This window comes from Achromobacter sp. UBA5777 (assembly GCF_002418565.1).
GTDB classification, from domain to species: domain Bacteria; phylum Pseudomonadota; class Gammaproteobacteria; order Burkholderiales; family Burkholderiaceae_B; genus Achromobacter; species Achromobacter animicus.
In genome coordinates, this window is the sequence record NZ_DIEJ01000066.1 from 1 (window position 1) to 21,758 (window position 21,758).

At 67.3% G+C, this 21,758-nt stretch carries 17 protein-coding genes and 1 other annotated feature; of the genes, 10 read left to right on the forward strand and 7 right to left on the reverse strand.

Going from position 1 to position 21,758, the window contains the following annotated elements:
- Together B3446_RS04655 and B3446_RS04660 are read left to right on the forward strand one after the other, a co-directional pair.
- A partial coding sequence (locus tag B3446_RS04655) for a c-type cytochrome (protein ID WP_291378022.1) occupies positions 1–230 on the forward strand: 230 nt, incomplete at its 5' end.
- Positions 231–327: 97 nt separating this feature from the next.
- Positions 328–380, forward strand: a sequence feature (sul1 is cis-regulatory element that is thought to sense ions involved in sulfur or methionine metabolism; They are found in Alphaproteobacteria).
- A 130-nt stretch (positions 381–510) separates the two neighbouring features.
- Complete coding sequence (locus B3446_RS04660; RefSeq protein ID WP_291378024.1) at positions 511–1,977, forward strand: SulP family inorganic anion transporter; 1,467 nt, start codon at positions 511–513, stop codon at positions 1,975–1,977.
- 47 nt (positions 1,978–2,024) lie between these two features.
- Here the strand turns inward: B3446_RS04660 and B3446_RS04665 are convergent, their stop codons facing one another.
- The gene (locus B3446_RS04665; protein WP_291378026.1) at positions 2,025–3,662 is read right to left on the reverse strand and encodes an ABC transporter ATP-binding protein; all 1,638 of its coding nucleotides are present in this window, start codon (positions 3,660–3,662) and stop codon (positions 2,025–2,027) included.
- Positions 3,663–3,898: 236 nt separating this feature from the next.
- On the opposite strand from B3446_RS04665, the gene B3446_RS04670 reads away from it, so the two are divergent.
- The 5 genes from B3446_RS04670 to B3446_RS04690 are packed head-to-tail and all read left to right on the forward strand — an operon-like array spanning position 3,899 to position 8,735.
- Positions 3,899–4,666, forward strand: coding sequence for an endonuclease/exonuclease/phosphatase family protein (locus B3446_RS04670; RefSeq protein ID WP_191577123.1), 768 nt, complete (start codon positions 3,899–3,901; stop codon positions 4,664–4,666).
- Positions 4,663–5,853: a cardiolipin synthase ClsB gene (clsB, locus tag B3446_RS04675; protein WP_291378029.1), complete on the forward strand. Its 1,191-nt coding sequence runs from the start codon at positions 4,663–4,665 to the stop codon at positions 5,851–5,853. Before B3446_RS04670 ends, clsB begins: the two co-directional genes overlap by 4 nt.
- Positions 5,850–6,851, forward strand: a complete 1,002-nt coding sequence (locus B3446_RS04680; RefSeq protein ID WP_175136527.1) for a lysylphosphatidylglycerol synthase domain-containing protein — start codon at positions 5,850–5,852, stop codon at positions 6,849–6,851. Before clsB ends, B3446_RS04680 begins: the two co-directional genes overlap by 4 nt.
- 8 nt (positions 6,852–6,859) lie before the next feature.
- On the forward strand, positions 6,860–7,990 hold the full coding sequence (locus B3446_RS04685; protein WP_191577121.1) for a DUF3182 family protein: 1,131 nt from the start codon (positions 6,860–6,862) through the stop codon (positions 7,988–7,990).
- Complete coding sequence (locus tag B3446_RS04690; RefSeq protein WP_191577120.1) at positions 7,977–8,735, forward strand: alpha/beta hydrolase family protein; 759 nt, start codon at positions 7,977–7,979, stop codon at positions 8,733–8,735. Before B3446_RS04685 ends, B3446_RS04690 begins: the two co-directional genes overlap by 14 nt.
- Before the next feature lie 39 nt (positions 8,736–8,774).
- On the opposite strand, the gene B3446_RS04695 is transcribed toward B3446_RS04690, so the two are convergent.
- The 6 genes from B3446_RS04695 to B3446_RS04720 form a co-directional block, all read right to left on the reverse strand.
- Positions 8,775–9,881: a DUF748 domain-containing protein gene (locus B3446_RS04695; RefSeq protein ID WP_291378032.1), complete on the reverse strand. Its 1,107-nt coding sequence runs from the start codon at positions 9,879–9,881 to the stop codon at positions 8,775–8,777.
- Positions 9,882–10,056: 175 nt separating this feature from the next.
- Entirely contained in the window at positions 10,057–10,758 is a 702-nt protein-coding gene (locus B3446_RS04700) for a PIG-L family deacetylase (protein WP_291378034.1), read from the reverse strand.
- Positions 10,759–10,776: 18 nt separating this feature from the next.
- Complete coding sequence (locus B3446_RS04705; protein ID WP_191577117.1) at positions 10,777–11,205, reverse strand: PRC-barrel domain-containing protein; 429 nt, start codon at positions 11,203–11,205, stop codon at positions 10,777–10,779.
- A 213-nt stretch (positions 11,206–11,418) separates the two neighbouring features.
- Positions 11,419–11,760 carry a DUF883 family protein gene (locus tag B3446_RS04710; RefSeq protein WP_175121575.1) on the reverse strand — a complete coding sequence of 114 codons (342 nt, stop codon included), beginning with the start codon at positions 11,758–11,760 and terminating at the stop codon, positions 11,419–11,421.
- An 88-nt stretch (positions 11,761–11,848) separates the two neighbouring features.
- Entirely contained in the window at positions 11,849–12,049 is a 201-nt protein-coding gene (locus B3446_RS04715) for a hypothetical protein (protein ID WP_175121576.1), read from the reverse strand.
- A 40-nt stretch (positions 12,050–12,089) separates the two neighbouring features.
- A complete protein-coding gene (locus B3446_RS04720; RefSeq protein ID WP_291378040.1) occupies positions 12,090–13,862 on the reverse strand; it encodes a thiamine pyrophosphate-requiring protein in 1,773 nt (590 codons plus the stop codon).
- A gap of 285 nt (positions 13,863–14,147) precedes the next feature.
- Between B3446_RS04720 and glgA the strand changes: the two genes are divergently transcribed.
- From glgA to treS, 3 genes are all read left to right on the forward strand, one after another.
- A complete protein-coding gene (gene glgA, locus B3446_RS04725) occupies positions 14,148–15,716 on the forward strand; it encodes a glycogen synthase GlgA (RefSeq protein WP_291378041.1) in 1,569 nt (522 codons plus the stop codon).
- Positions 15,717–15,728: 12 nt separating this feature from the next.
- The gene (locus B3446_RS04730; RefSeq protein WP_291378043.1) at positions 15,729–18,920 is read left to right on the forward strand and encodes an alpha-1,4-glucan--maltose-1-phosphate maltosyltransferase; all 3,192 of its coding nucleotides are present in this window, start codon (positions 15,729–15,731) and stop codon (positions 18,918–18,920) included.
- Positions 18,917–21,758: maltose alpha-D-glucosyltransferase (gene treS / locus B3446_RS04735; RefSeq protein ID WP_414632400.1), on the forward strand; the 2,842-nt coding region annotated here is incomplete at its 3' end. The genes B3446_RS04730 and treS, both read left to right, overlap by 4 nt.

Consider the following 21,758-nt stretch of genomic DNA (forward strand, 5'->3'; position numbering starts at 1 on the left):
CCGCCTGCGCCAACTGCCATGGACTGCGCGGCATGGGCGAAGGGCCGCTGCTGCCGCGGCTGGCCGGTCAATCGCGCGAGTATTTCACCGACCAGATGAACGCGTTTCGCAATGGCTCGCGCCAGAACGACGACGTGGGCGTGATGCGGGCGTTTTCGCAACGCCTGACCGATGCCGAGATCCAGGCGCTGGCGGCGTACTACGCCGGGCCTGCGCCCGCGCCGCGTTAATGTCGCTGGCGTCATGACGGCGTAACGTCCCAAAGGTGTACAATCGCGTCCGCCGCACCCGCAATGGGTGCGCGGCCGCGACGCTGTCGCGATCCCAGATGGACCCGGCTTGCCGGGTGGCTCGGCCGGGCGCCTATCCCTCGGACAACTCTCAAGCACCACGGGCGCTCGCCCTTATTTGCCGCATTCGGTTGCCTCAGTCGGTTGCCGCACTCGGCTGCCGCGCACACCGGCAATGCGACCCACGCCTGGCGCTTGTTCAATTCAGCTTAGCCAATCAATGTCAGTTCTTTCCAAGCTTCGTCGCGACTGGATGGCCAATCCGCGCGCGGACATTCTCTCGGGCGTGCTCGTCGCCCTTGCCCTGATCCCCGAAGCCATCGGTTTTTCCATCATCGCCGGTGTCGATCCCAGCGTCGGCCTGTACGCCTCGTTTTCCATCGCGTTCATCATTGCGTTCATGGGCGGGCGGCCCGGCATGATCTCGGCCGCCACGGCCGCCGTCGCGGTGCTGGTTGCGCCGCTGGTGCGCGATCACGGCGTCGGCTACCTGTTTGCCGCGACGGTGCTGATGGGGGTCGTGCAGATCGCAGCCGGCTTTTTGCGGCTGGACCTCCTGATGCAATACGTGTCCCGGTCGGTCGTGACTGGCTTCGTCAACGCACTCGCCATCCTGATCTTCATGGCGCAGTTGCCGCAGCTGATCGGCGTCACGTGGGTGACCTATGCCATGGTGGCCGCCGCGCTGGCCGTCATCTACCTGCTGCCGCGCCTGACCACCGCCGTGCCGTCGCCGCTGATCGCCATCATCGTGATGACGGCCGTCTCCATCTTTGCCGGCCTGGACGTCAACACCGTGGGCGACATGGGCACGCTGCCGTCGACCCTGCCGTCATTCGCGATTCCCGACGTGCCCTTCACGCTGGAGACGCTGCGCATCATCCTGCCGTACTCGCTGACGATGGCCGCGGTGGGTTTGCTGGAATCGATGATGACAGCGCAGATCGTGGACGACATGACCGACACGCCCAGCGACAAGCGGCGCGAATGCAAGGGCCAGGGCATCGCCAACCTCGTCACCGGCTTTCTGGGTGGCATGGGCGGCTGCGCCATGATCGGTCAATCGGTCATCAACGTGCGCGCCGGCGGCCGCACGCGGCTGTCGACCTGCGTGGCGGGCGTTTTCCTGCTGTTCCTGATCGTGGCGCTGGGCCCGCTGGTGGCGCAGATACCGATGCCGGCGCTGGTGGCCGTGATGATCATGGTGTCCATCGGCACCTTCAACTGGCGCTCGCTGCGCAACCTGGGCTCGCATCCGTGGCAGTCGTCGGTAGTGATGCTGGCCACCGTGGCCGTGGTGGTCTGGACGCATGATCTGGCGCGAGGCGTGCTGGTGGGCGTGGTGCTGAGCGGCCTGTTCTTTGCCGGCAAGGTGAAGGGGCTGCTCGACGTGGACGCGTCGCTGTCCGAGGACGGCCGCACGCGCACCTACCGCTATGCCGGCCAGATCTTCTTCGCCTCGGCGTCGCGGTTCTCTGCGGCGATCGACTTCCATGAGGACGTTGACCGCGTGGTGATCGACCTGTCGGCCGCGCATTTCTGGGACATCTCGGCCGTGGGTGAACTGGACAAGGTGACGCTCAAGCTGCGCCGGGCCGGCCGTCAGGTCGACGTCGTGGGGCTGAACGAGGCCAGTGCGACGCTGGTCGGCCGCTACGCGCAGCCGGGCGCATCCGCGGGACACTGACCCGCGCCGCGCCTGTCATCTGGCCCAGGATTCGGCGAAGGCCAGGTTCAGGCGGCGAGCCGCGTGACGACCGCTCCCGGATCCCAACGGCGGCCCGGCACGGCCGCCAGCAGCGCCTGCGTGTAGGGGTGGGAGGGATTGCTGAACACGTCGGCGCACACGCCCTCTTCCACGACCCGGCCCGACTTCATGACTGCGATGTGGTCGCAGACCTGTGCGGCCACGCGCAGGTCGTGCGTGATGAAGACGATGGACAGGCCCAGTTGTTCGCGCAGCCGGGCCAGCAGCGCCAGCACCTGCGCCTGCACGGATACGTCCAATGCCGACACCGGTTCATCGGCGATCAGCACTTGCGGCCGCATCGCCAGCGCGCGCGCCAGGCCGACGCGCTGGCGCTGGCCTCCCGAAAACTCGTGCGGAAAGCGCCGCACGGCGTCAGGCGACAGGCCCACCAGTTCAAAGAGTTCCTGCGCGCGGGCCAGCGCCTCGCGGCGCGGTGTGCCATGCACGATGGGGCCCTGCGCCACGATCTCGCCGACGCGCTGGCGCGGGTTCAGCGATCCGTACGGATCCTGGAACACCATCTGCACGCGCTGCGCATGGGCGCGGCGGGCGCGCGCGCCCTTGAACGAGAGCGGGTCGCCGGCCAGCGTAATGTCGCCGCCGTCGGGCGGCAGCAATCCCAGTAGCGTGCGCGCCAGCGTGGACTTGCCCGACCCGCTTTCACCCACGATGCCCAGCGTGCCGCCGCGCCGCAGCGTCAGCGTCACGTCGTCCACCGCGTGCGTCACACGGCCGGGCCGGCCGAACCAGCCGCGCTTGCGGTAGGTCTTGGACAACCCGTGCGTGGTCAGGATCGCAGGCGCGTTCCCGTCAAGGTCGACGCGGGCCGGTGCGGGCGCCAGCGGCGGCACCGCGGCGATGAGTGCGCGGGTGTACGGATGGCGCGGGTGTTCCAGCACCTGGTTGGCCGTGCCGCTTTCCACCAGTTCGCCGCGCTGCATGACAGCGACGCGGTCGGCAATCTCGGCCACCACCCCAAAATCGTGCGTAATGAAAAGGACCGCCGTACCCTTGCGGCGCTGCAGGTCATGGATCAGATGCAGGATCTGCGCCTGCGTGGTGACGTCCAACGCGGTCGTCGGTTCGTCGGCAATCAGCAGCGCCGGTTCCAGCGCCAGCGCCATGGCGATCATCGCGCGCTGCCGCTGTCCGCCCGACAGCTCGTGCGGATAGGCGCCCAGCGCGTGCACGGGGTCGGGCAGCCGGACGGATTCCAGCAAGTCCAGCGTGCGCTGACGGATCACGGCGCGCGACAGCCGCGTGTGCGTGCGAAACACCTCGGCGATCTGGTCGCCGATAGTGCGCAGCGGATTGAGCGCGGTCATCGGTTCCTGGAAGATCATGCCGATGCGCTGGCCGCGCAGCCGGCGCAGCGCATCGGGCGCAAGCTTCAACAAATCCTGCCCTTCCCAGAGCACGCGGCCGGCACTGGCCTGCACGCCTTGCGGCAGCAGGCCGAGAATGGTGCCGGCCGTCAGCGATTTGCCCGAGCCGCTTTCCCCCACGACGCAGACGATCTCGCCCGGGTTGACCGCCAGCGTCAGGCCCTTGAGCGCATGCGGCCGGTCGGCGCCGGGCGGCAGGTCGACGGTAAGGTTTTCGATGCGAAGCAGTTCGGTCATGATCGTTATCGTCAGAAACGCGCGACGGGTGATGCGCAAGCCGGGCTCGCGTTCCGCCCGGATGGAAGCTGCGGATAGTAGGGCCGCGCCGATGGGCTTGAGAAATGCTGATTCCTCATTTGCTCATGCGTCTGCGCGCGCCGCCGCTATCAAAACAAGTCGTGTCCTTATACGTTTCGTTACGCTCCAGGCACGCCGCTTGCTCCCTCCGCCAGATCGCATTTGCCGGAGTTTTCATGCCCGCTTCGCATTCCCTCGACACCACGACGCTGACGGTGCTGACGGTCAATACCCACAAGGGCTTTACCAGTTTCAACCGCCGCTTCATGCTGCACGACCTGCGGGAGGCGCTGCGCACCGCCAAGCCGGACGTGGTGTTCCTTCAGGAGGTCCTGGGCGAACATCAGACGCATGCCGGCCGCCACGAGTCATGGCCCGCGCAGTCGCAGTACGAGTTCCTGGCCGACACGCTGTGGACGGACTTTGCGTACGGCCAGAACGCCGTCTATCCCGAAGGTCACCATGGCAATGCCATCCTGTCGCGCTATCCGATCGAGAGTCACCGCAACCACGACGTGAGTGTGGACGGCCACGAGGGGCGCGGGCTGCTGCACTGCGTGCTGCGGCCCCCTGCCCTAGCCTCACCCGTGCATGCGATATGCGTGCATCTGGGCCTGCTCGAGCGCCATCGCGGCGAGCAACTGCGCCGCCTGTGCAAGCTGGTGTCGCACGACGTGCCGGCCGACGACCCGCTGCTGATCGCCGGCGACTTCAACGATTGGCGGCTGCGCGCTGATGCCCTGATGCGCGAGTGCGGGACCTCGGAGGTCTTCACCTCTCGACTTGGCCGGCCCGCGCGGACGTTTCCGGCGCGCTGGCCGCTGCTGCGGCTGGACCGCATCTATGTGCGCAGCGTGCGTGACTGGCAGCCGGTGCCGCTGGCGTCGCGCGTGTGGTCACGCCTTTCCGATCATGTGCCAATTTGCGCGGAGATTGCGCTATGAACCTGGGCTGGCGCGAAAACAACCGATACACCCTGCTGGAAAACGGCACGGAGTACTTTCCCGCAGTCGTCGAGGCCATCGACGGGGCGGCCAGCGAAGTGCTGGTCGAAACCTTCATCCTGTTCGACGACGTCGTCGGCCAAGAGATTCAGCAGGCTCTCATCCGCGCGGCGCGCCGGGGCGTCAGCGTTGACCTGCTGGTCGATGGCTACGGTTCCGACGAGCTCAGCGATGCCTTCATTGGCGCGATGACCGAGGCCGGCGTGCGCTTTCACGTCTTCGATCCGCGCCCGCGCTTTCTGGGCGTGCGCACGAACGTGTTCCGGCGCATGCACCGCAAGATCGTGGCCGTCGACCGCCAACGCTCCTTCATCGGCGGCATCAACTTTTCCGCGGACCACCTGCCCGATTACGGACCGGAAGCGAAACAGGACTACGCCGTTCTGGTGGAAGGCCCGCTGGCGGCCGACATTGCTGACTACGCGCGCGCGGCGCTCGGCAAGGGCAAGCGAGTGCTGCGGCGCCGTCCCGCGCGCATGGATCCCCTGCCCGCCGGCGACGGCGGCGGCCGGCTCGTGGTGCGAGACAACGTCAGCCATCGCAGCGACATCGAACGCTACTACCGCGCGGGCGTGCGCTCGGCACGCTCGGACGTGCTGATTGCCAATGCGTATTTCTTTCCCGGCTACCACCTGTTGCGGGATCTGGTGAAGGCCGCCCGCCGCGGGGTGCGCGTGCGCCTGCTGCTGCAGGGCGAACCCGATGTGCTGGTCGCCCGGCTGGCCGCCTCGATGCTCTATGACTACCTGATGGACAACGGCGTGGAGATCCACGAGTACTGCAAGCAGCCGCTGCACGGCAAGGTGGCGTGCGTGGACGAGGACTGGTCGACGATCGGCTCCAGCAATCTGGATCCCCTGAGTCTTGCGCTCAATCTGGAAGCCAACGTCGTGGTGCGCGACGCGTCGCTTAATGCGGCCCTGCGCAAGAGCCTGGACCGGCTGATTGCAGAGGACTGCCGCCCCGTCGAAATGCCCAAGAATTCGCGGCGCAGGTTGCGCCGCCTGTGGCTGGGCGTGGTGGTGTTCCACTTTTTGCGGCGCTTTCCTGCATGGGCCGGCAGCCTCCCGGCGCACAAGCCGCGCCTGCAGTCCGTGACGGCGGACACCGGCAGGGAGACGGCATGAAGATCCTGCACTCGTCGCCCATGCGGGCCCTGCGGCGCCGCTGGCCGCGGATCAAGCGCATCCTGCCCGTGCTGGTCCTGATCGTGGTGGCCGGCCTGCTTTATTACTTCGGGCGATCCGTGGACTGGCCGCAGGTGTGGGTGGCGATGCGCAAGATTCCCGGCCAGACCATTGCCATTGCGGCCGGCCTGGTGGTGGCGGGTTACCTTGCCTATGGCAGCCTGGACCTGCTCGGCAAAAAGTACACGCGCCATCACTTGCCCGCGCCGAAAGCGCTGGGCGTGGCCATGTTGAGCTACGCGCTGAACCTGAACCTGGGCGTGCTGGTGGGCGGCCTGGGCGCCCGTCTGCGCCTGTACACCCGGCTGGGTTGCCGCAAGTCGGTGGCGACCCGCGTCGCCCTGTTCGCGGCGGCATCGAACTGGATCGGCTATGCGTGGCTGGCCGGCATCGTGTTCGCCTTGGGCGTGGTGCCGGTGCCGGCGGGCTGGGAAATCGGCTCCGGGATGTTGCGTCTGCTGGGCCTGGCGCTGCTGGCGCTGGGCATTGCCTACGTGGTGACATGTGCGCGGGCGAAGCGCCGCAGCGTCACCTGGATGGGCCACCACATCACATTGCCGCGCGCCCGCATGGCGGTGGCGCAATGCGCCGTGGCCGCGCTGTCCTGGTCCCTGATGGGCGCCATCTGCTTTGTGCTGCTGCAGGGCAAGGCGAGCTATCCCGCGGTGCTTGGCATCCTGTTGTGCACAAGCTTTGCGTCAGTCATCACCCGCGTGCCCGGCGGCCTGGGCACCACCGAGGCCATCTTCGTGGCCGCGCTGGGATCCCAGATTCCGCCCACCGAAGTGCTCGGCGCGGCGCTGGCGTACCGCGCGGTGTATGCGCTGGCGCCGTTGTGCCTGGCGCTGGTGGCCTATCCCCTGATCGAGCTGAAGCTGGGCATGCGTAAACGCAAGGGAGAAGCTGCTCCCCCCGGCCAGGCTCGCCATCTGCCATGAGGCCCGCCATGAATCGACCCCAACCCGACTCAGCAGGCACCGTCGCCGCCTACCCCCGGCGAACCGGCGCGTCCGAACATGAAATTGCGTCGCAGGAGGCGCTGGCCTTGCGGATCGCGGCATTGCTGGGCCGGCGCTTCGTGCCGGACTTCCGGCCGACCCGCAATCGCGGCGAGCCGCCGCCCTACTACGTGCCCGACCGCAGCATCACCAGCCTGGCCCGCGCAAGCAAACTGGGCATCACGCGCGCGGCCGACTTGTTTGGCGGGGTGACGCCGCACGCCTTCGTGGCGACCAAATCCATCACCCACGGCGTCGTCGACGCGCAGGCGAAATCGCCGCAGGGCTGGGTGCGCCCGCTGGCCGGCGAGCTGGATGAGGTCGTGTTGCGCGGGTACACCGCGTTCACGCTGGACGATGCGCACCGCGCGGGCGAACGTCTGCTACAGGCGGGCGCGCTGCGGCTCAAGCCGGCCGACGCAAACGCCGGGCGCGGCCAGGTCGTCGTGCGCAATGCGCAGGAGCTGCGCGCCGCGCTGAATGGCCAGGACGCCGCCACCATGCGCCGGCTGGGGCTGGTGCTGGAAGAAGACCTGGCGCAGATCGCGACCTACAGTGTGGGCTGGATCCGCGTGGGCAAGCTGGAAGCGTCGTACGTGGGCACGCAAAGCCTCACCCGGGACAACAACGGCGAGCCGGTGTACGGCGGCTCGGCGCTGACATTCGCGCGCGGCGGGTTCGACGAACTGCGGGCGTTGAACCTGTCTGACGAGGAACGGCAGGCAGTGGACCTGAGCTGCCGTTACGACACGGCAGTGTCCACCGCGTATCCCGATTTTTTCGCGTCGCGCCGCAACTACGACGTGGCGATCGGCCAGAATGCCCGCGGCGAGCCCCGCGCGGGGGTGCTGGAGCAATCGTGGCGAGCCGGCGGCGCCAGCATCGCGGAGCTTTCCGCATTGCAGGCGTTCATGCTGTCCCCGTCGCTCAAGACGGTGTCAGCCTTTACACGCGAACGGTATGGCGCGGACGAACCGGCGCCCACATCGGAGCAATACGTGTATCGCGGCGAAGATTCGGCCGTCGGTATGATCACCAAATCGGGGGGCATCCTGGAGGACGACAATGGCCGCCTTTAGCGACCCAATCGACATCGAGGTGGCGGACCAGCGGTTGGCCGGCACCTTTCTCACGCCCGAAAGCAAGGTGCCGGGCGTGCTGTTCATTCACGGCTGGGGCGGCGACCAGAAATTCGACCTGGCCCGCGCCAAGGGCATCGCCGCGTTGGGCTGCGTCTGCCTCACGTTCGACCTGCGCGGCCATGCCGCCACGCAGGCACAGCAGATGCAGGTCTCGCGCGACGACAACCTGCGCGACGTGATGGCCGCCTACGACCGGCTGGCAGCGCATCCGTCGCTGGACAGCGGCTCGGTGGCCGTGGTGGGCAGCAGCTACGGCGGCTACCTGGCCGCCATCCTGACCGGGCTGCGCCGCGTGCGCTGGCTGGGCCTGCACGTGCCCGCGCTATACCGCGACGACGAATGGATGCTGCCCAAGAACCAGCTCAACCGCGAGACCCTGCGCGCCTACCGCAATTCCCACATCGAACCCGAAAGCAACCGCGCGCTGTCGTGTTGCGCCAACTTCACCGGCGATGTGCTGATCGTGGAGGCCGAGCACGATGTCTATATCCCGCACTCCACGATCATGAATTACCGGTCGGCGTTTCGCCGGTCGCATTCGCTGACGCACCGCATCCTGGACGGCGCGGACCATGCGCTGACCGACAAGGCCTCGCAGCGGGCCTACACATCGATCCTGGTGAACTGGGTGACGGAGATGGTGATGGGCGCGCGGGTCGGCCGGGCGCGGCCTGTGCCGTAGCCGGGGGCCGGCAGCGCCGGCAAGCCGGGCGGCGGCAGATCAGGGCTTCGGGCTCAGCATGTCCGATAGCGCGTCGCCCAGTTCCTTGACGGCGCCCGCCACGCCTTCCGCCGCGCCTTCTGCCCCCACCCCGATGGCGTGCCCGAACCCGCGCGCCACCTGCGCGGAAAAGCCGCGCGTGACCGAGAACTTCGGGTTGTCGAGGCTGCCGGCCAGTGCGAATTCAAACCGGATGACTCCGCTCTTGTCCTTCATCGCCGCCAGCACCGCCTTGCGCGGCAATGAAAACAGGCTGCCGTCGCCGCTGAACTTCAGGTTGTGCAACGCCACGGTGCCGGACGCCTTGAGTTCGCGGCGTGCGATGGCCGTCTTCATGTCCAGGTCCATGGAGCCGCCGGACAGCGAGCCGGCGCCGTTATCGGCCAGATAGGGCGCCGCATGGCGGATATCCATGTTGCGCACTGCCACCGTGATGTCGGCGTCCGCACCGCCCACCACCAGCTTGCCCTTCGCCCGCACGGTGGCCTCGCCGTTGCGGTTGTCTTCGACCTTGCCGGTGAACTCCAGGTCGCTGGCGGTGCCGTCGCCAGGAATCACGACGGGCTGCAGGTGGGCCTGCACGTCCTTGAATGGGATGCGATGCGGCGGTTTGGACACCGCCCCGTCAAGATAATCCAGGCGGCCATCGCGCATAATGAGCTCGGCCACGCGGATGGGACCGTTGCGCCGCGTCTTGCCATCGCCGTCGCCGGCGCGCAGCGCCGCCTGCAGCGCGGGGGAAATCTGCATGTCGCCGTCGGGGCTGCGCACCACGGCAAAGTCGAAACCTTCGACGATGATCCGTTTGAACACGGCCTCGCGGCGCAGGAACGCGGTCCATTCCGGTTCAAGTTCCACGCGCCGGGCACGCGCGCCGGGCTGCCCGGACGCGCCCGGCACGGCGACGTCGGTCAGCACCACCTGACGCAGGCCGACCTGCACGTCGCCGACCTGGCTGCGCGGCCCCAGAATGCTGGCGATGCGCTGCTCGACCACGCGGGTGGCGGCGAGCGCCAGTACCGCGACCACCGCACCAATCAACAGCAAAATCGCCAGGGCTGTACCCCAGCGTGACCGGCCTCGCGCGTTGGCGGCGTTCGAACTCATTATGGTTTCCGAAGTTGTAGGGGACGTCGGCGCGAAAGCCGCGCATGCCTTGCACCATAGCGAGGCGCGGCGGCCGGCGCAACCTGACCATCGTCCGGGATGCGCAATCGTTCATCAATGCTCGATAAGGATGAGACGGTTTGCGGCGCAAGGATGCCTCAATCCGTCCTTCGCCTCAAACCTTCTCACGCCGCCACGACAGGCGCCAGTAGCGTTCGGGTCGGGATGCCGACGCGCCCACCAGCGACATGTCAGGCTGCACGTCGAGCGGATCAAGCGCCAGGCTGCTGCGTGCGGCCAATGCGCGCTGCCGCGCGCGGTCGGCGTCAACCTCCGCCCCGACATCCAGCGGCGAGGCCAGGATCCGCCGGCCGAGCAAATCGGATAGGCGTTCCTGGACGGCCCCCGGCTCGGCTTCCGCGACCTCTTCGTAGGTCACCCACTCCACGCGGTGGAACAGCGCGCGCAGGGTCAGGCAAGCCTCGGACACGCGCACGTGAGCCGCACTGCAAAGTCCAAGCGGCATCAGGACGACTCGTGGCCGCAGCGCGGACACTGCCGCGGCCAACGCGCCCGTCAGGCGTCCCTCCTCGCCGCTTTCCAGATACTCGTCGTGCAGCAAGTCCATCTGCACGCCCCGCACGCCCAGCAGCGACAACGCGCGATCGTTGCGGGCACGGCGGTCAAGAACGGCCTCCCGGCCGTCCTTGACACCGCGGCCGCGGTCCGCCGCGCTGACCGCTTCAGTCACTAACGGCAAGCCGGAGTACACCGTCAGAACGGTGCTGTCCGGACGCGCCGCGAGCAGGCCCCCGCAACCGACAACAGCGTCGTTGAAGCAGGAAGAAACCGCGACCAGTCTGCCTTCGCGAAGCATTCCGTCCTCGCTGTCCGGCTACCAGTACGGGGGTTGGTTGTAGTACTGATGGATACCGCGTGCCCAGGTCTCGTCCGCCATGCTGGGCCAATTGTCCTTGTCGAACCCTTCCGCGTTCTTGAGCACGTCCTTGTCCACATTCAGCACGAAGCACTTGCGGTCGGTATCCAACGTCAGCGCGCTCCACGGAATGGCGTACAGCTTGTCGCCGATGCCAAGGATGCCGCCGCGCGACAGCACGGCATACGCAATGCGTCCGCGGGGCACGTCCACCATGATTTCCTGGATGCTGCCCAGCGTTTCGCCGGCGGGGTTGTAGACGTCATTGCCTTCCAGCGTGCTGGCCGCCATGATTTCCGGCCCGGGACCGCTTGGATCGCTCTTCGGGCCGCCCACGATCTTGGTTTCACCTTGCGCCTGCCCGGCGCCTGTCAATGGTTGGTTCATGGTGAGTCTCCTTCGATGAATGGTCCGCGTGGCGAACGGCTCGCCACGCGGACCACTCTCAAGCAAGCCGTGTGCCGAAGCTGCGGATTAGTGCCTGCGTGGGACCGGCGGCTGGCGCCGCGGCATTTTTTACATTCGTCCCCACAAAAATGCCGGGGCCGGCCCTGCGGTGCGCAGAGCAGGCCCCGGCGGTGGCGTGACACCCGGCGGGCGCTAGCGGCGCTTGCCGTGATCCGACATCATGCAGATGCCGGCCAGCACGCCCAGCAGCACCGCGCCTGCGATGCTCTTCCAGGCGTTTTCGTGCACGTAGTCGTCCGTCGCGTGCGATACCTCGCGCGCCCGGGACCACGCGGCGCGTTCCCAGCCGCGCGCCTGATCGCGCGCGGCGTCCAGCCGCTGCTTGAGCTTGTCGCGCGCGGATTCGATCTCGGATCCGCTGTAGCTGGCAGTGCTGCGCAGCAGATCCTCGGTGCCCGAAATCAGGTCACGCATCGTTTGCGAAGACGTGTCCGACGAGTGAAACATATCGCGCAGCCTATCTCGCTTGTTCATGAGTTCTCCTTGAAAAACTGCGGGTCGCTCCCCCCGCGGCACGGCGCACGCGGAGCGCGGCCCGCAGGCCGCATGCCTTGCAGGACCGTCACAGATGGTCGATGCCCGGCGTCTGTTGCGGGTCCAGACCCGGCATGGGATTCGGAATGCTGTCGGGAGGCCAGTTGCCTTTCTCGTCCTTGCCCGTTTCCGGGACATCCGGCTTGGGTTGTTCGGCGGGCGAATGGTCGGGCGTTTGCTGACCGCCCTGCCCGGGCTGTTGGGAACTCGTCCCTCCGGTATTTGCCATGATGTGCCTCCTGAAATGAAAAGATCGTCGGGCCGGCGTGTCAGCCCGCCCACCACTGCTTGATCGTGGCGCGAAGCGCGGCGCCGCCCGACGCGGCATCTTCCTTGCGCAACGCCTTGAAGTACGCGCCGATCTGTTTGGCCGGAATGTGCGGGGGCAACGGCGGCATCTCGGGATCGGTCACCATCTCCAGCACCACCGGACGTCCTGCCGCCAGAGCGCGGTCCCACGCCGGGCCCACGTCGTCGGGGCTGTCGACCCGGATGCCTTCCAGGCCCAGCATCCGGCCATACTCCGCGTACGAAAACTTGGGCAGCCACTGCGAATCCGGAAAACGCGGATCGCCACCCATCACCCGCTGCTCCCACGTCACCAGGTTCAGGTCACCGTTATTCAGCACCATGACGACCAGCGTGGGGTTGCCCCAGTCCTTCCAGCGATGCGCAATGGTGATGAGCTCGTTGATGCCCAGCATCTGCATGGCGCCGTCGCCCACCAGCGCGATGACCGGCCTGTCGGGATAGGCCTCCTTTGCCGCGATGGCGTATGGCACGCCGCAACCCATCGTGGCCAGCCCGCCCGACACCGATCCCATCATGCCCGCCTGAATGTCGATATTGCGGGCGTACCAGTTGGCGGCCGAGCCCGAGTCGCACGTCAGGATGGTCTGCGGCGGCAGGCGCTTGGACAGCTCCAGGAACGGCCGCTGGGGATTGATCGGCTTGGCGTCGACCATCGCGCGGGCATGCACCGTCTCGCGCCACGCCGCGACCTGCTTTTCTATCCGGTCACGCCAGCGGCGCGCTTTCTTGGGTTCCAGCAGTGGAATCAATGCCTCCAGCGTCAGCCGGCTGTCACCCACGAGGCCGATTTCCACGGGATAGCGCAGGCTGAGCTTGCGCCCGTCGCGGTCGATCTGCACCGCGCGCGCCTGACCTTCCTGGGGCAGGAACTCCGCATACGGAAACGACGTGCCCACCATCAATAGCGTGTCGCACTCGTTCATCATGTCCCAGCTGGGCTGCGTGCCCAGCAGGCCGATGGCGCCCGTCACGTAAGGCAGGCTGTCCGGCAGCACCGCCTTGCCGAGCAGCGCCTTGGCCACGCCCGCGCCCAGCCGTTCCGCGACCTGGCTGACCTGCTCGCCCGCCTGCAGCGCGCCCGCGCCGACCAGGATCGCCACCTTCTCGCCGCGATTCAGGATGTCGGCCGCGTTGCGCAGCGCGTCCGGGCCGGGGACCGCGGCGTGGGACGTGACGCCAATGCCGGTATGGACCGTGCCGTGCTCGCGCGGCGGCACCGGCACGGCTGGCAGGTCCTGGACGTCGTTGGGAAAGATGACGCAGGTGACGCTGCGGCGCTCCAGGGCGATGCGCATGGCGCGATCCACCATATGACGCGCCTGTTCGGCCGTCGTCGCCATCTGCACGTAGTCGTGCGCCACGTCCTTGAACAGGCTGATCAGGTCGACCTCCTGCTGGTAATCGCCGCCTAGCGCGCTGCGCGCCTGCTGTCCGACCAGCGCGACCACCGGCTGGTGATCCAGCTTGGCGTCGTACAGACCATTGAGCAGGTGGATGGCGCCCGGACCGGACGTGGCCAGGCACACGCCCACCTGACCGGTGAACTTTGCGTGCGCGCAGGCCATGAACGCCGCGCTTTCCTCGTGACGGGCTTGGATGAATTCCAGCGGCTCCTCGGTGCGGCCGAAGGCGCCGATCAGCCCGTTGATGCCATCGCCGGGGTAACCGTACACCTTGCGCACGCCCCACTGCGACAGCCGCTTCAACACGAAGTCCGACACTGTTTCCATACGTTTCTCCCGGCGGTCGTCGTTGAAAGCGACTGCGTTCAGCAACCGCCGTTCCTGGCCCCGACGGGAATTTGGGGGTCGTGCGCAGATAAAAATTACAAAGCGGTCCGGTGATAGACGTTACGCGCGCCGCCTTTCCATCATTTGGATGACAGGTATTTGTGCTGCATTGCGCAATTTTTCTCGCGGCCCACGGTTTGGGCACAGCGCTTGCGTAAGGAGAGGCCTCGGCGTAATCGCGATCGAGTCGCAACTGTCTCGACCGGCCTATCAACTGGAGCAAGCATGGCAAAGACGAGAATCCTGATCGTGGCGGGAGAAGCTTTCCCTCTGGCCAAAACAGGCGGCCTGGGGGATGCGATAACGGGGATGGCGCGCGCGTTGATCGAGGCGCGAATGCCCCTGAGCGTGATGTTGCCTGGGTATCGGGGCGTAAAAGCCAAGCTGAACCGCGTGCGCCAGGTTGCCACGCTGCAGGACCTGCCTGGCGGCCCGGCCGCACTGCTGGAAGGCAAGTGCCCGCAGTCCGGCATCGATTACCTCATTCTGGAAAACGATGCCCTCTATGACCGCGGCGGCCTGTATGCCGACGAGCACGGCAAGGAACATCCGGACAATGGACTGCGCTATGCGGCGCTGGCGCACGCTGCCGTGCGCGTGGCGGCCGGCCTGCCGGGCGTCATGTGCCCCACACTGGTGCACGCGCACGATTGGCACGCCGGTCTGGTGCCGCTGCTGCTGCGCGCCGCGGACCTGCCGGACGTCAAGAGCGTGATGACCATTCACAATCTCGCGTTCCAGGGCTTGTTCCCGATGGCCCACGCGGACGAATTCGGGGTGCCGGAATGGGCCCGCAACGATGACGGCGCGCAGGCCTGGGGCCAGCTCAATTTCCTGAAGGCCGGCATCCGCTACGCCGACCGCGTGACGACGGTCAGCCACACGTACGCCCGCGAAATCATGACGCCCGCGTTCGGCTGCGGCCTGGACGAGCTGTTGCGCAGCCGCGCGGACGACCTGTTGCCGATTCCGAACGGCATCGACGACGTGCTGTGGAATCCTGCGCGTGATCCGTACCTGCGCAGCCATCGCTACTCCGTCCGCGACCTGACCAACAAGATCCACTGCAAGGCCGCGCTGCAGCGCGAGTTCGGCCTGCGCCCGGATCCGGGCGCGACGCTGATGGGCATGGGCAACCGTCTGACCGAACAAAAAATGGCGGACGTCGCCGTGCACGCGCTGCCGGAGGCGCTGGACCGCCACCCTAACCTTCAGATCGCAATCCTGGGCCAGGGTGATCACCGGCTTGAGGAAGCGTTGCAAGACCTCGCCCGCCGCTACCCCGGGCGCTGCAGCACGCACATCGGCTACGACGAGGGCATCGCCCATCGCCTGCACGCGGGATCCGACATTCTGCTGCACGCCAGCCGCTTCGAGCCTTTCGGCCTGACGCCGCTATACGCGATGCGCTACGGCACGCTGCCCATCGGATCGCGCGTCGGCGGCATGGCCGACACCATCCAGGACCCGGGTCCGCGCGCGCCGTTGTCGGCCATGTCATCGGCCACCGGCCTGCTCTTCGAGGGCGACACGCCGCAGGCCATGAGCGCCGCCATCGAGCGCGCGATCGATCTGCGCGCCCACGGCATTCTGTGGCGGCTGATGCAGCGCAACGCGATGAACACCGACTTCGGCTGGCGCGCCGCCGTCAGCCTGTACGCCAGCCTGTACCGGTCGCTGGTGGAGCCGAACTACCGCGATGCGGCGCCCGCCCCTGCCTTGCAGCCGGCCAGCGTCTCCGCCGTCAACCGCCGCCAGCCGCGCACAGGTGGCGCCATGCCGGCCGCCATATAAGGAGCGACACCGGTGTCCCATCCCACCGTCCCCGCGCCGTCCCGCGCCCCGATACGTCTTTACCACGCCCGCAACGGCCTGCCGGAAGGCGAAGCGGCCATCCAGGCACTGGGCAAACGGCTCGCGCAGCGCGGCTTCAACGCCGTGCTGGTGCCGGCCCCCTGGTTGACTGGGCCGCAGCCGGGCTCGCTGGCCGCGCAGGACGCCGACATGGCGATGCGGGATGATCAGCCAACACCGATCATCGAGTGGTACACGCAGGCCACGGCGCAATTGTCGGCGCACGGGTTGGCGCTGTACGTGGATGTGATTCTGGACCGCAGCGCGCGCAATGCCGTGGCGGCAACCGCCGCGCCGGGCTGGTACCGCTCGCTGCACGAAGAGCCCGCGCGCGATCCGCGGCTGACGCAAGAGGAGCGCGGGGTGCTGCATTTGCCCGAAGGCGCCCTGCCCCCCGGTTTGTTGACCGCATGGACGGAGCGTCTGCTGGGATGGACCCGTAGCGGCGTCAAGGGGCTGGTTTTCCAGGCGCCCCACCGCTTGCCGGCAGAGGCTTGGCGTGAATTGGGCGGCGCGCTGCGCGCACAGAATCCCGACGTGCGGCTGCTGGCGTGGACACCCGGTCTGTCGCCCGCGGACCTGGCGGCGTTGCGCGATGCGGCATTCGACGCGGCGTTCTCGTCACTGCCGTGGTGGGACTTCAAGTCCTCCTGGCTGGCCGAAGAAGACGCGCGGCTGCGGGCCATCGGCGAGGTCATCGCGGCGCCGCCGCAGTCCGGCGCGCTGCGGCGATCCGAGGACGGCAGACGCGCTATCTGGAGCGCGGCCGTCACCGGCGATGGCCTGATGCTGACGGACGAGGACGAACGCCGGCTGCCGGACGTCGAAACGGTAAACGCCTGGTTTGCCGGACCGCGGCTGAAGGGACCGCTGTGCATGCTGGGCGGCCGCGACGGCAGTTGCACCGCGCTGCTGCGCGACGCGGGCGATGGCGCCATGCTGGCGCTCGCCATCAACCCCTCGGCCACGCAGGATGCCGCGATGGACTGGGATGCGCTGGCGCCGATGCTGCCGCCGGCGGACCTCGTCCCGTTTACCCCACCGACGGGACTGCAGTCGCAGGCCAACAATCTCGCTGGCGGCGATTGCGCAATGCTGATGTTCCAGCCCACGCAACCCGTACGCGACGCCGTGCGCCATCACCGCACCCGCGCCGACGATCTGGCCAGCCAGCGCGTCGCATTGGAAAACATCAGCCCGGCCGTGGATGGCGGCCTCTATCCCGTCAAGACCATTCCGCACGCGCGCATCGTCGTGCAGGCCGATATCTTCATGGACGGCCACGATCAATTGGCCGCCGAAGTGCGCTGGCGCGCCAAGGACGAGACCCGCTGGCATACCGTGCCCATGACGCGCGGTCTGAACGACCGCTGGGAGGCCGCCTTCCGGCCCCGCCGCATCGGCGCGCATGAATTCGTCGTCGCCGCCTGGTTTGACGCGTGGCACACGTTTACGCATGACATCGAGGTCAAGCACCAGGCCGGCCGCGACCTGAGTCTGGAGGTCCACGAGGGACTCGCGCTTTTGCGCGATGCCCTGACGCGGGCCGAAGCCGGCTCGTCCGCGGAAGCTGACCCGGTACGCGAGGCGCTCGCCGCCTTCGCAGACGCCGATCTGGCCACCCCGGCTGCCCCGACGCCGGAACAGGTCGCGGTGCTGCTCGATCCCGCGCTGGCGCGGGCGATGCAAGAGCTGGACGACCATCCGTTTGAAGCCGTCACCGCCATCGCCTACCCGGTCTGGGTGGACCGTGTCCAGGCGTGCCATTCAAGCTGGTATGAGCTGTTTCCGCGTTCGCAGGCCCCCGAACCCGGGCGCCACGGCACCTTTGACGATGTGATCGCCCGGCTGCCCGACGTGCGTGAAATGGGCTTCGACGTGCTGTACATGCCGCCCATCCATCCGATCGGCCAGCGCAACCGCAAGGGGCGCAATAACAGCCTGCGCGCCGAGCCCGGCGACGTGGGCAGCCCCTACGCCATCGGCGCGCAGAGCGGCGGGCACGACGCGATCGAGCCCGCGCTGGGCACGCTGACGGAATTCCTGAATCTGGTGGACGCCGCCGCGCAGCACGGCATGGAGATCGCGCTGGATTTTGCCATCCAGTGCTCGCCGGACCACCCGTGGCTGGCCCAGCATCCGGACTGGTTCTCGTGGCGGCCCGACGGATCACTGCGCTATGCCGAGAACCCGCCCAAGAAGTACGAGGACATCGTCAACGTGTCTTTCTACGGCGGGCAAAACCGCCGCAGCCGCAAGCTGGGTCTGTGGCGCGCACTGCGCGACGTGGTGCTGTTCTGGGTGAACCATGGCGTTCGCATCTTCCGCGTCGACAATCCCCACACCAAGCCGCTGCCGTTCTGGCAGTGGCTGATCTGCGAGGTCCATGCCAAGCACCCCGACGTCATCTTTCTGTCCGAGGCCTTCACGCGACCCAAGATGATGTACCGCCTGGCGAAGATCGGCTTCACGCAGTCGTACACCTACTTCACGTGGCGCAACGAGCGGGCCGAACTGGAGGCCTACCTGCAGGAGATCTCGTCACCGCCCGCAGCGGACTTCTTCCGGCCGCACTTCTTTGTGAACACGCCGGACATCAACCCGTTCTTCCTGCAGACCTCGGGCCGCCCGGGCTTTCTGATCCGCTCGGCGCTGGCCGCGTTGGGGTCGGGCTTGTGGGGGGTGTATAGCGGCTTCGAGCTTTGCGAAGGCGCGGCGCTGCCCGGCAAGGAAGAGTATCTGGACTCCGAAAAATACGAACTGCGCCAACGCGACTGGCACGCGCCGGGCAACATCCGCGCGGAAATCACACGCCTGAACCAGATCCGCCGTGCCAATCCGGCGTTGCAGACGCATCGCGGCCTGACGCTGACGACCAGCACCAACAACCGCGTGCTCGCGTTCTACAAGTCCACGCCGGGCCACGGCAACGTGGTGCTGGCCGTCATCAGCCTGGATCCGTTCCAGGCGCAGCAGACGCGGGTCGAGGCGCCGTTCTGGCTGTTCGGCGAGGCTGACGCCGGTCAGTTGACCGCCGAAGACCTGCTGACGGAAACCCGCGAAACCTGGCACGAGAAGCACCGCACGCTGACGCTGACCCCCGACCAACCTTATCGCGTGTGGCGGCTTTCGCTGCACGGATGAAGCCCGCGCCCAACGCCATGATGAGTAAAGCCCAACCCATTCAGGACGATCCCCTCTGGTACAAAGACGCCGTCATCTACCAGTTGCACGTCAAATCCTTTTTTGACTCGAACGGCGACGGCGTCGGCGACCTGCCAGGCCTGATCTCCAAGCTGGATTACATCGCCAGCCTGGGCGTCAACACCATCTGGCTGTTGCCCTTCTACCCGTCGCCGCGCCGCGACGACGGGTACGACATCGCCGACTACCGCGGCGTGCACCCGGACTACGGCACCATAGCCGACGTGCGCAAGCTGATCCGGGCCGCGCACGCGCGTGGCCTGCGCATCATCACCGAGCTGGTAGTCAACCACACGTCAGACCAGCACCCGTGGTTTCAACGGGCGCGCGCGGCCAAGCCCGGCTCGGCGGCGCGCAATTTCTATGTGTGGTCCGACAACGACAAGGCTTACGCCGGCACGCGCATCATCTTCTGCGATACCGAAAAGTCGAACTGGACCTGGGACCCGGTGGCCAACGCCTATTTCTGGCACCGCTTCTATTCGCATCAGCCCGACCTGAACTACGACAATCCGCAGGTGCTCAAGGAAGTGCTGTCCGTCATGCGCTATTGGCTGGACATGGGTGTGGATGGTTTGCGCCTGGACGCGGTGCCCTACCTGGTCGAGCGCGAAGGCACCAACAACGAGAACCTGCCCGAGACGCATGACGTGCTCAAGCAGATCCGCGCGGTGATCGAAGCCGAGTATCCGGGCCGCCTGCTGCTGGCCGAAGCCAACCAGTGGCCCGAAGACGCGCAGGAGTATTTCGGCGCGGGCGACGAATGCCACATGTCCTTCCACTTTCCGCTGATGCCGCGAATGTACATGGCGATCGCGCAGGAAGACCGCTTCCCGATCACCGACATCATCCGCCAGACGCCCGACATCCCGCCCACTTGCCAATGGGCCATCTTCCTGCGCAACCACGACGAGTTGACGCTGGAAATGGTGACCAGCCGCGAACGCGATTACCTGTGGAACGTCTATGCCGCCGAGCCGCGCGCCCGCATCAACCTGGGCATCCGCCGCCGCCTGGCGCCGCTGCTCGAGCGTGACCGCCGCCGCGTCGAGTTGATGAACAGCCTGCTGCTGTCGATGCCCGGCACGCCGGTGCTGTACTACGGCGACGAACTGGGCATGGGCGACAACGTGCATCTGGGCGACCGCGACGGCGTACGCACGCCGATGCAATGGTCGCCGGACCGCAACGGGGGATTCTCACGCGCCGACCCGGAGCGCCTGCCGCTGCCGGTGCTGATGGGACCCTTGTACGGGTACGAGGCCGTCAACGTCGAAGCGCAGCAGCGCGACCCGCATTCCCTGCTGAACTGGACGCGCCGTCTGCTGGCGCAACGCGGCCAAAGCCACGCCTTCGGGCGCGGCACGCTGCGTTTCATCTTTGCCGGCAACCGCAAGATCCTGGCCTACCTGCGGCAATGGGAAGACACCACGATCCTGTGCGTCGCCAACCTGTCGAACGCGGCGCAGCCGGTCGAGCTGCACATGCAGGAGTTCAATGGCCGGGTGCCGGTGGAGATGCTGGGCGGCACGCCTTTCCCCGCCATCGGTGAACTGCCTTACCTGCTGACGTTGCCGCCCTACGGCTTTTACTGGATGGATCTGAGCCAGGACGCCGCGCCGCCCGGATGGCACGCGACGGCGCCCGAACAGATGCCCGAACTGATCACGCTGGTGCTCAAGACGCGCGGCGGCGCGGCGCTGACCGATGCATCGCGCGCCACACTGGAACGTGAAATCCTGCCGCAGTATCTGGCGCGCCAGCGTTGGTTTCCCGGTTCCGAACCGCCCTCCCGTGCGCGCCTGGCGTATGCCACGCCGTTCGAGTCGGCAGACGGCGAATACTACTGGGCCGAGATCGAGCCCGAGGACGGCGCCGAGGGCATCCGGGCGCAAGCGCCCTTCGTGCTGGTCTGGGACGAAACCGCCGTCATCCAGTACGCGATTGCCCGCGTGCGCCGCGGCGCCGAGGTCGGCGTGCTGGCCGACGCCTTCCTGCAGCCGGGGTTCGTGCGCAGCACGCTAAAGGCCATGCAGGCCGGTGCGGAGCTGGACGGACGCAGCGGCGGCAAGCCGGGCGACAAGCCTGGCGTGATCCGCTTCCTGCCGGAGGCCGGCCTGAAAGACATGGACTTCGATGGCGACGTGGACATGCATTGGTTGTCGGGCGAACAGTCCAACAGCTCGGTCATCGTCGGCAACCAAGTCATCCTGAAGATCATCCGCAGCGTGCAGCCGGGCCTGTCTCCGGAATCGGAAATGACGCGCTACCTGACCCGCGCGGGCTACGGCAACATTCCGCCGCTGCTGGGCGAAGTGCAGCGCGTGGACGCCGACGGGATCGTGCATACGCTGGCGGTGGCGCACGGCTACGTGCCCAACGAAGGCGATGCCTGGAGCTGGACGCTGGACTTCCTGAAGCGCACGCTGGCCAACGCGCTGCTGGTGGGGACATCGCCCCAGGAGTACGAGGAAACGCTGCAGGGCTACGCGGTGATGGCCGCAACCATCGGCGAGCGCCTGGGCCAGATGCACACGGTGCTGGCGGCGCCCACCGATGACGCCGGCTTCCAGTCGCGCCCGGCCAGCGAGGCCGACGCCGAGGCCCGCGCCGAACAGGTGCGCGCGCTGCTGGACCGCGCCGAAAAGAACCTGCGGACTGCGCTGGACAAACTGGAAGAGCCGTCACGCGCCTGCGCCGAATGGTTCTTCGAGCATCACGCGCGCCTGGCCGAGCGGGTGTCCGCCATGGCCCAGGCCGAAGCCGGGTCGCCCTGGG

What these genes read in the sequence shown, in the direction of transcription:
- B3446_RS04660 (WP_291378024.1), top strand. Translation starts at nt 511, where the DNA reads ATGTCAGTTCTTTCCAAGCTTCGTCGCGACTGGATGGCCAATCCGCGC.
- B3446_RS04665 (WP_291378026.1), bottom strand. Translation starts at nt 3,662, where the DNA reads ATGACCGAACTGCTTCGCATCGAAAACCTTACCGTCGACCTGCCGCCC.
- B3446_RS04670 (WP_191577123.1), top strand. Translation starts at nt 3,899, where the DNA reads ATGCCCGCTTCGCATTCCCTCGACACCACGACGCTGACGGTGCTGACG.
- clsB (WP_291378029.1), top strand. Translation starts at nt 4,663, where the DNA reads ATGAACCTGGGCTGGCGCGAAAACAACCGATACACCCTGCTGGAAAAC.
- B3446_RS04680 (WP_175136527.1), top strand. Translation starts at nt 5,850, where the DNA reads ATGAAGATCCTGCACTCGTCGCCCATGCGGGCCCTGCGGCGCCGCTGG.
- B3446_RS04685 (WP_191577121.1), top strand. Translation starts at nt 6,860, where the DNA reads ATGAATCGACCCCAACCCGACTCAGCAGGCACCGTCGCCGCCTACCCC.
- B3446_RS04690 (WP_191577120.1), top strand. Translation starts at nt 7,977, where the DNA reads ATGGCCGCCTTTAGCGACCCAATCGACATCGAGGTGGCGGACCAGCGG.
- B3446_RS04695 (WP_291378032.1), bottom strand. Translation starts at nt 9,881, where the DNA reads ATGAGTTCGAACGCCGCCAACGCGCGAGGCCGGTCACGCTGGGGTACA.
- B3446_RS04700 (WP_291378034.1), bottom strand. Translation starts at nt 10,758, where the DNA reads ATGCTTCGCGAAGGCAGACTGGTCGCGGTTTCTTCCTGCTTCAACGAC.
- B3446_RS04705 (WP_191577117.1), bottom strand. Translation starts at nt 11,205, where the DNA reads ATGAACCAACCATTGACAGGCGCCGGGCAGGCGCAAGGTGAAACCAAG.
- B3446_RS04710 (WP_175121575.1), bottom strand. Translation starts at nt 11,760, where the DNA reads ATGAACAAGCGAGATAGGCTGCGCGATATGTTTCACTCGTCGGACACG.
- B3446_RS04715 (WP_175121576.1), bottom strand. Translation starts at nt 12,049, where the DNA reads ATGGCAAATACCGGAGGGACGAGTTCCCAACAGCCCGGGCAGGGCGGT.
- B3446_RS04720 (WP_291378040.1), bottom strand. Translation starts at nt 13,862, where the DNA reads ATGGAAACAGTGTCGGACTTCGTGTTGAAGCGGCTGTCGCAGTGGGGC.
- glgA (WP_291378041.1), top strand. Translation starts at nt 14,148, where the DNA reads ATGGCAAAGACGAGAATCCTGATCGTGGCGGGAGAAGCTTTCCCTCTG.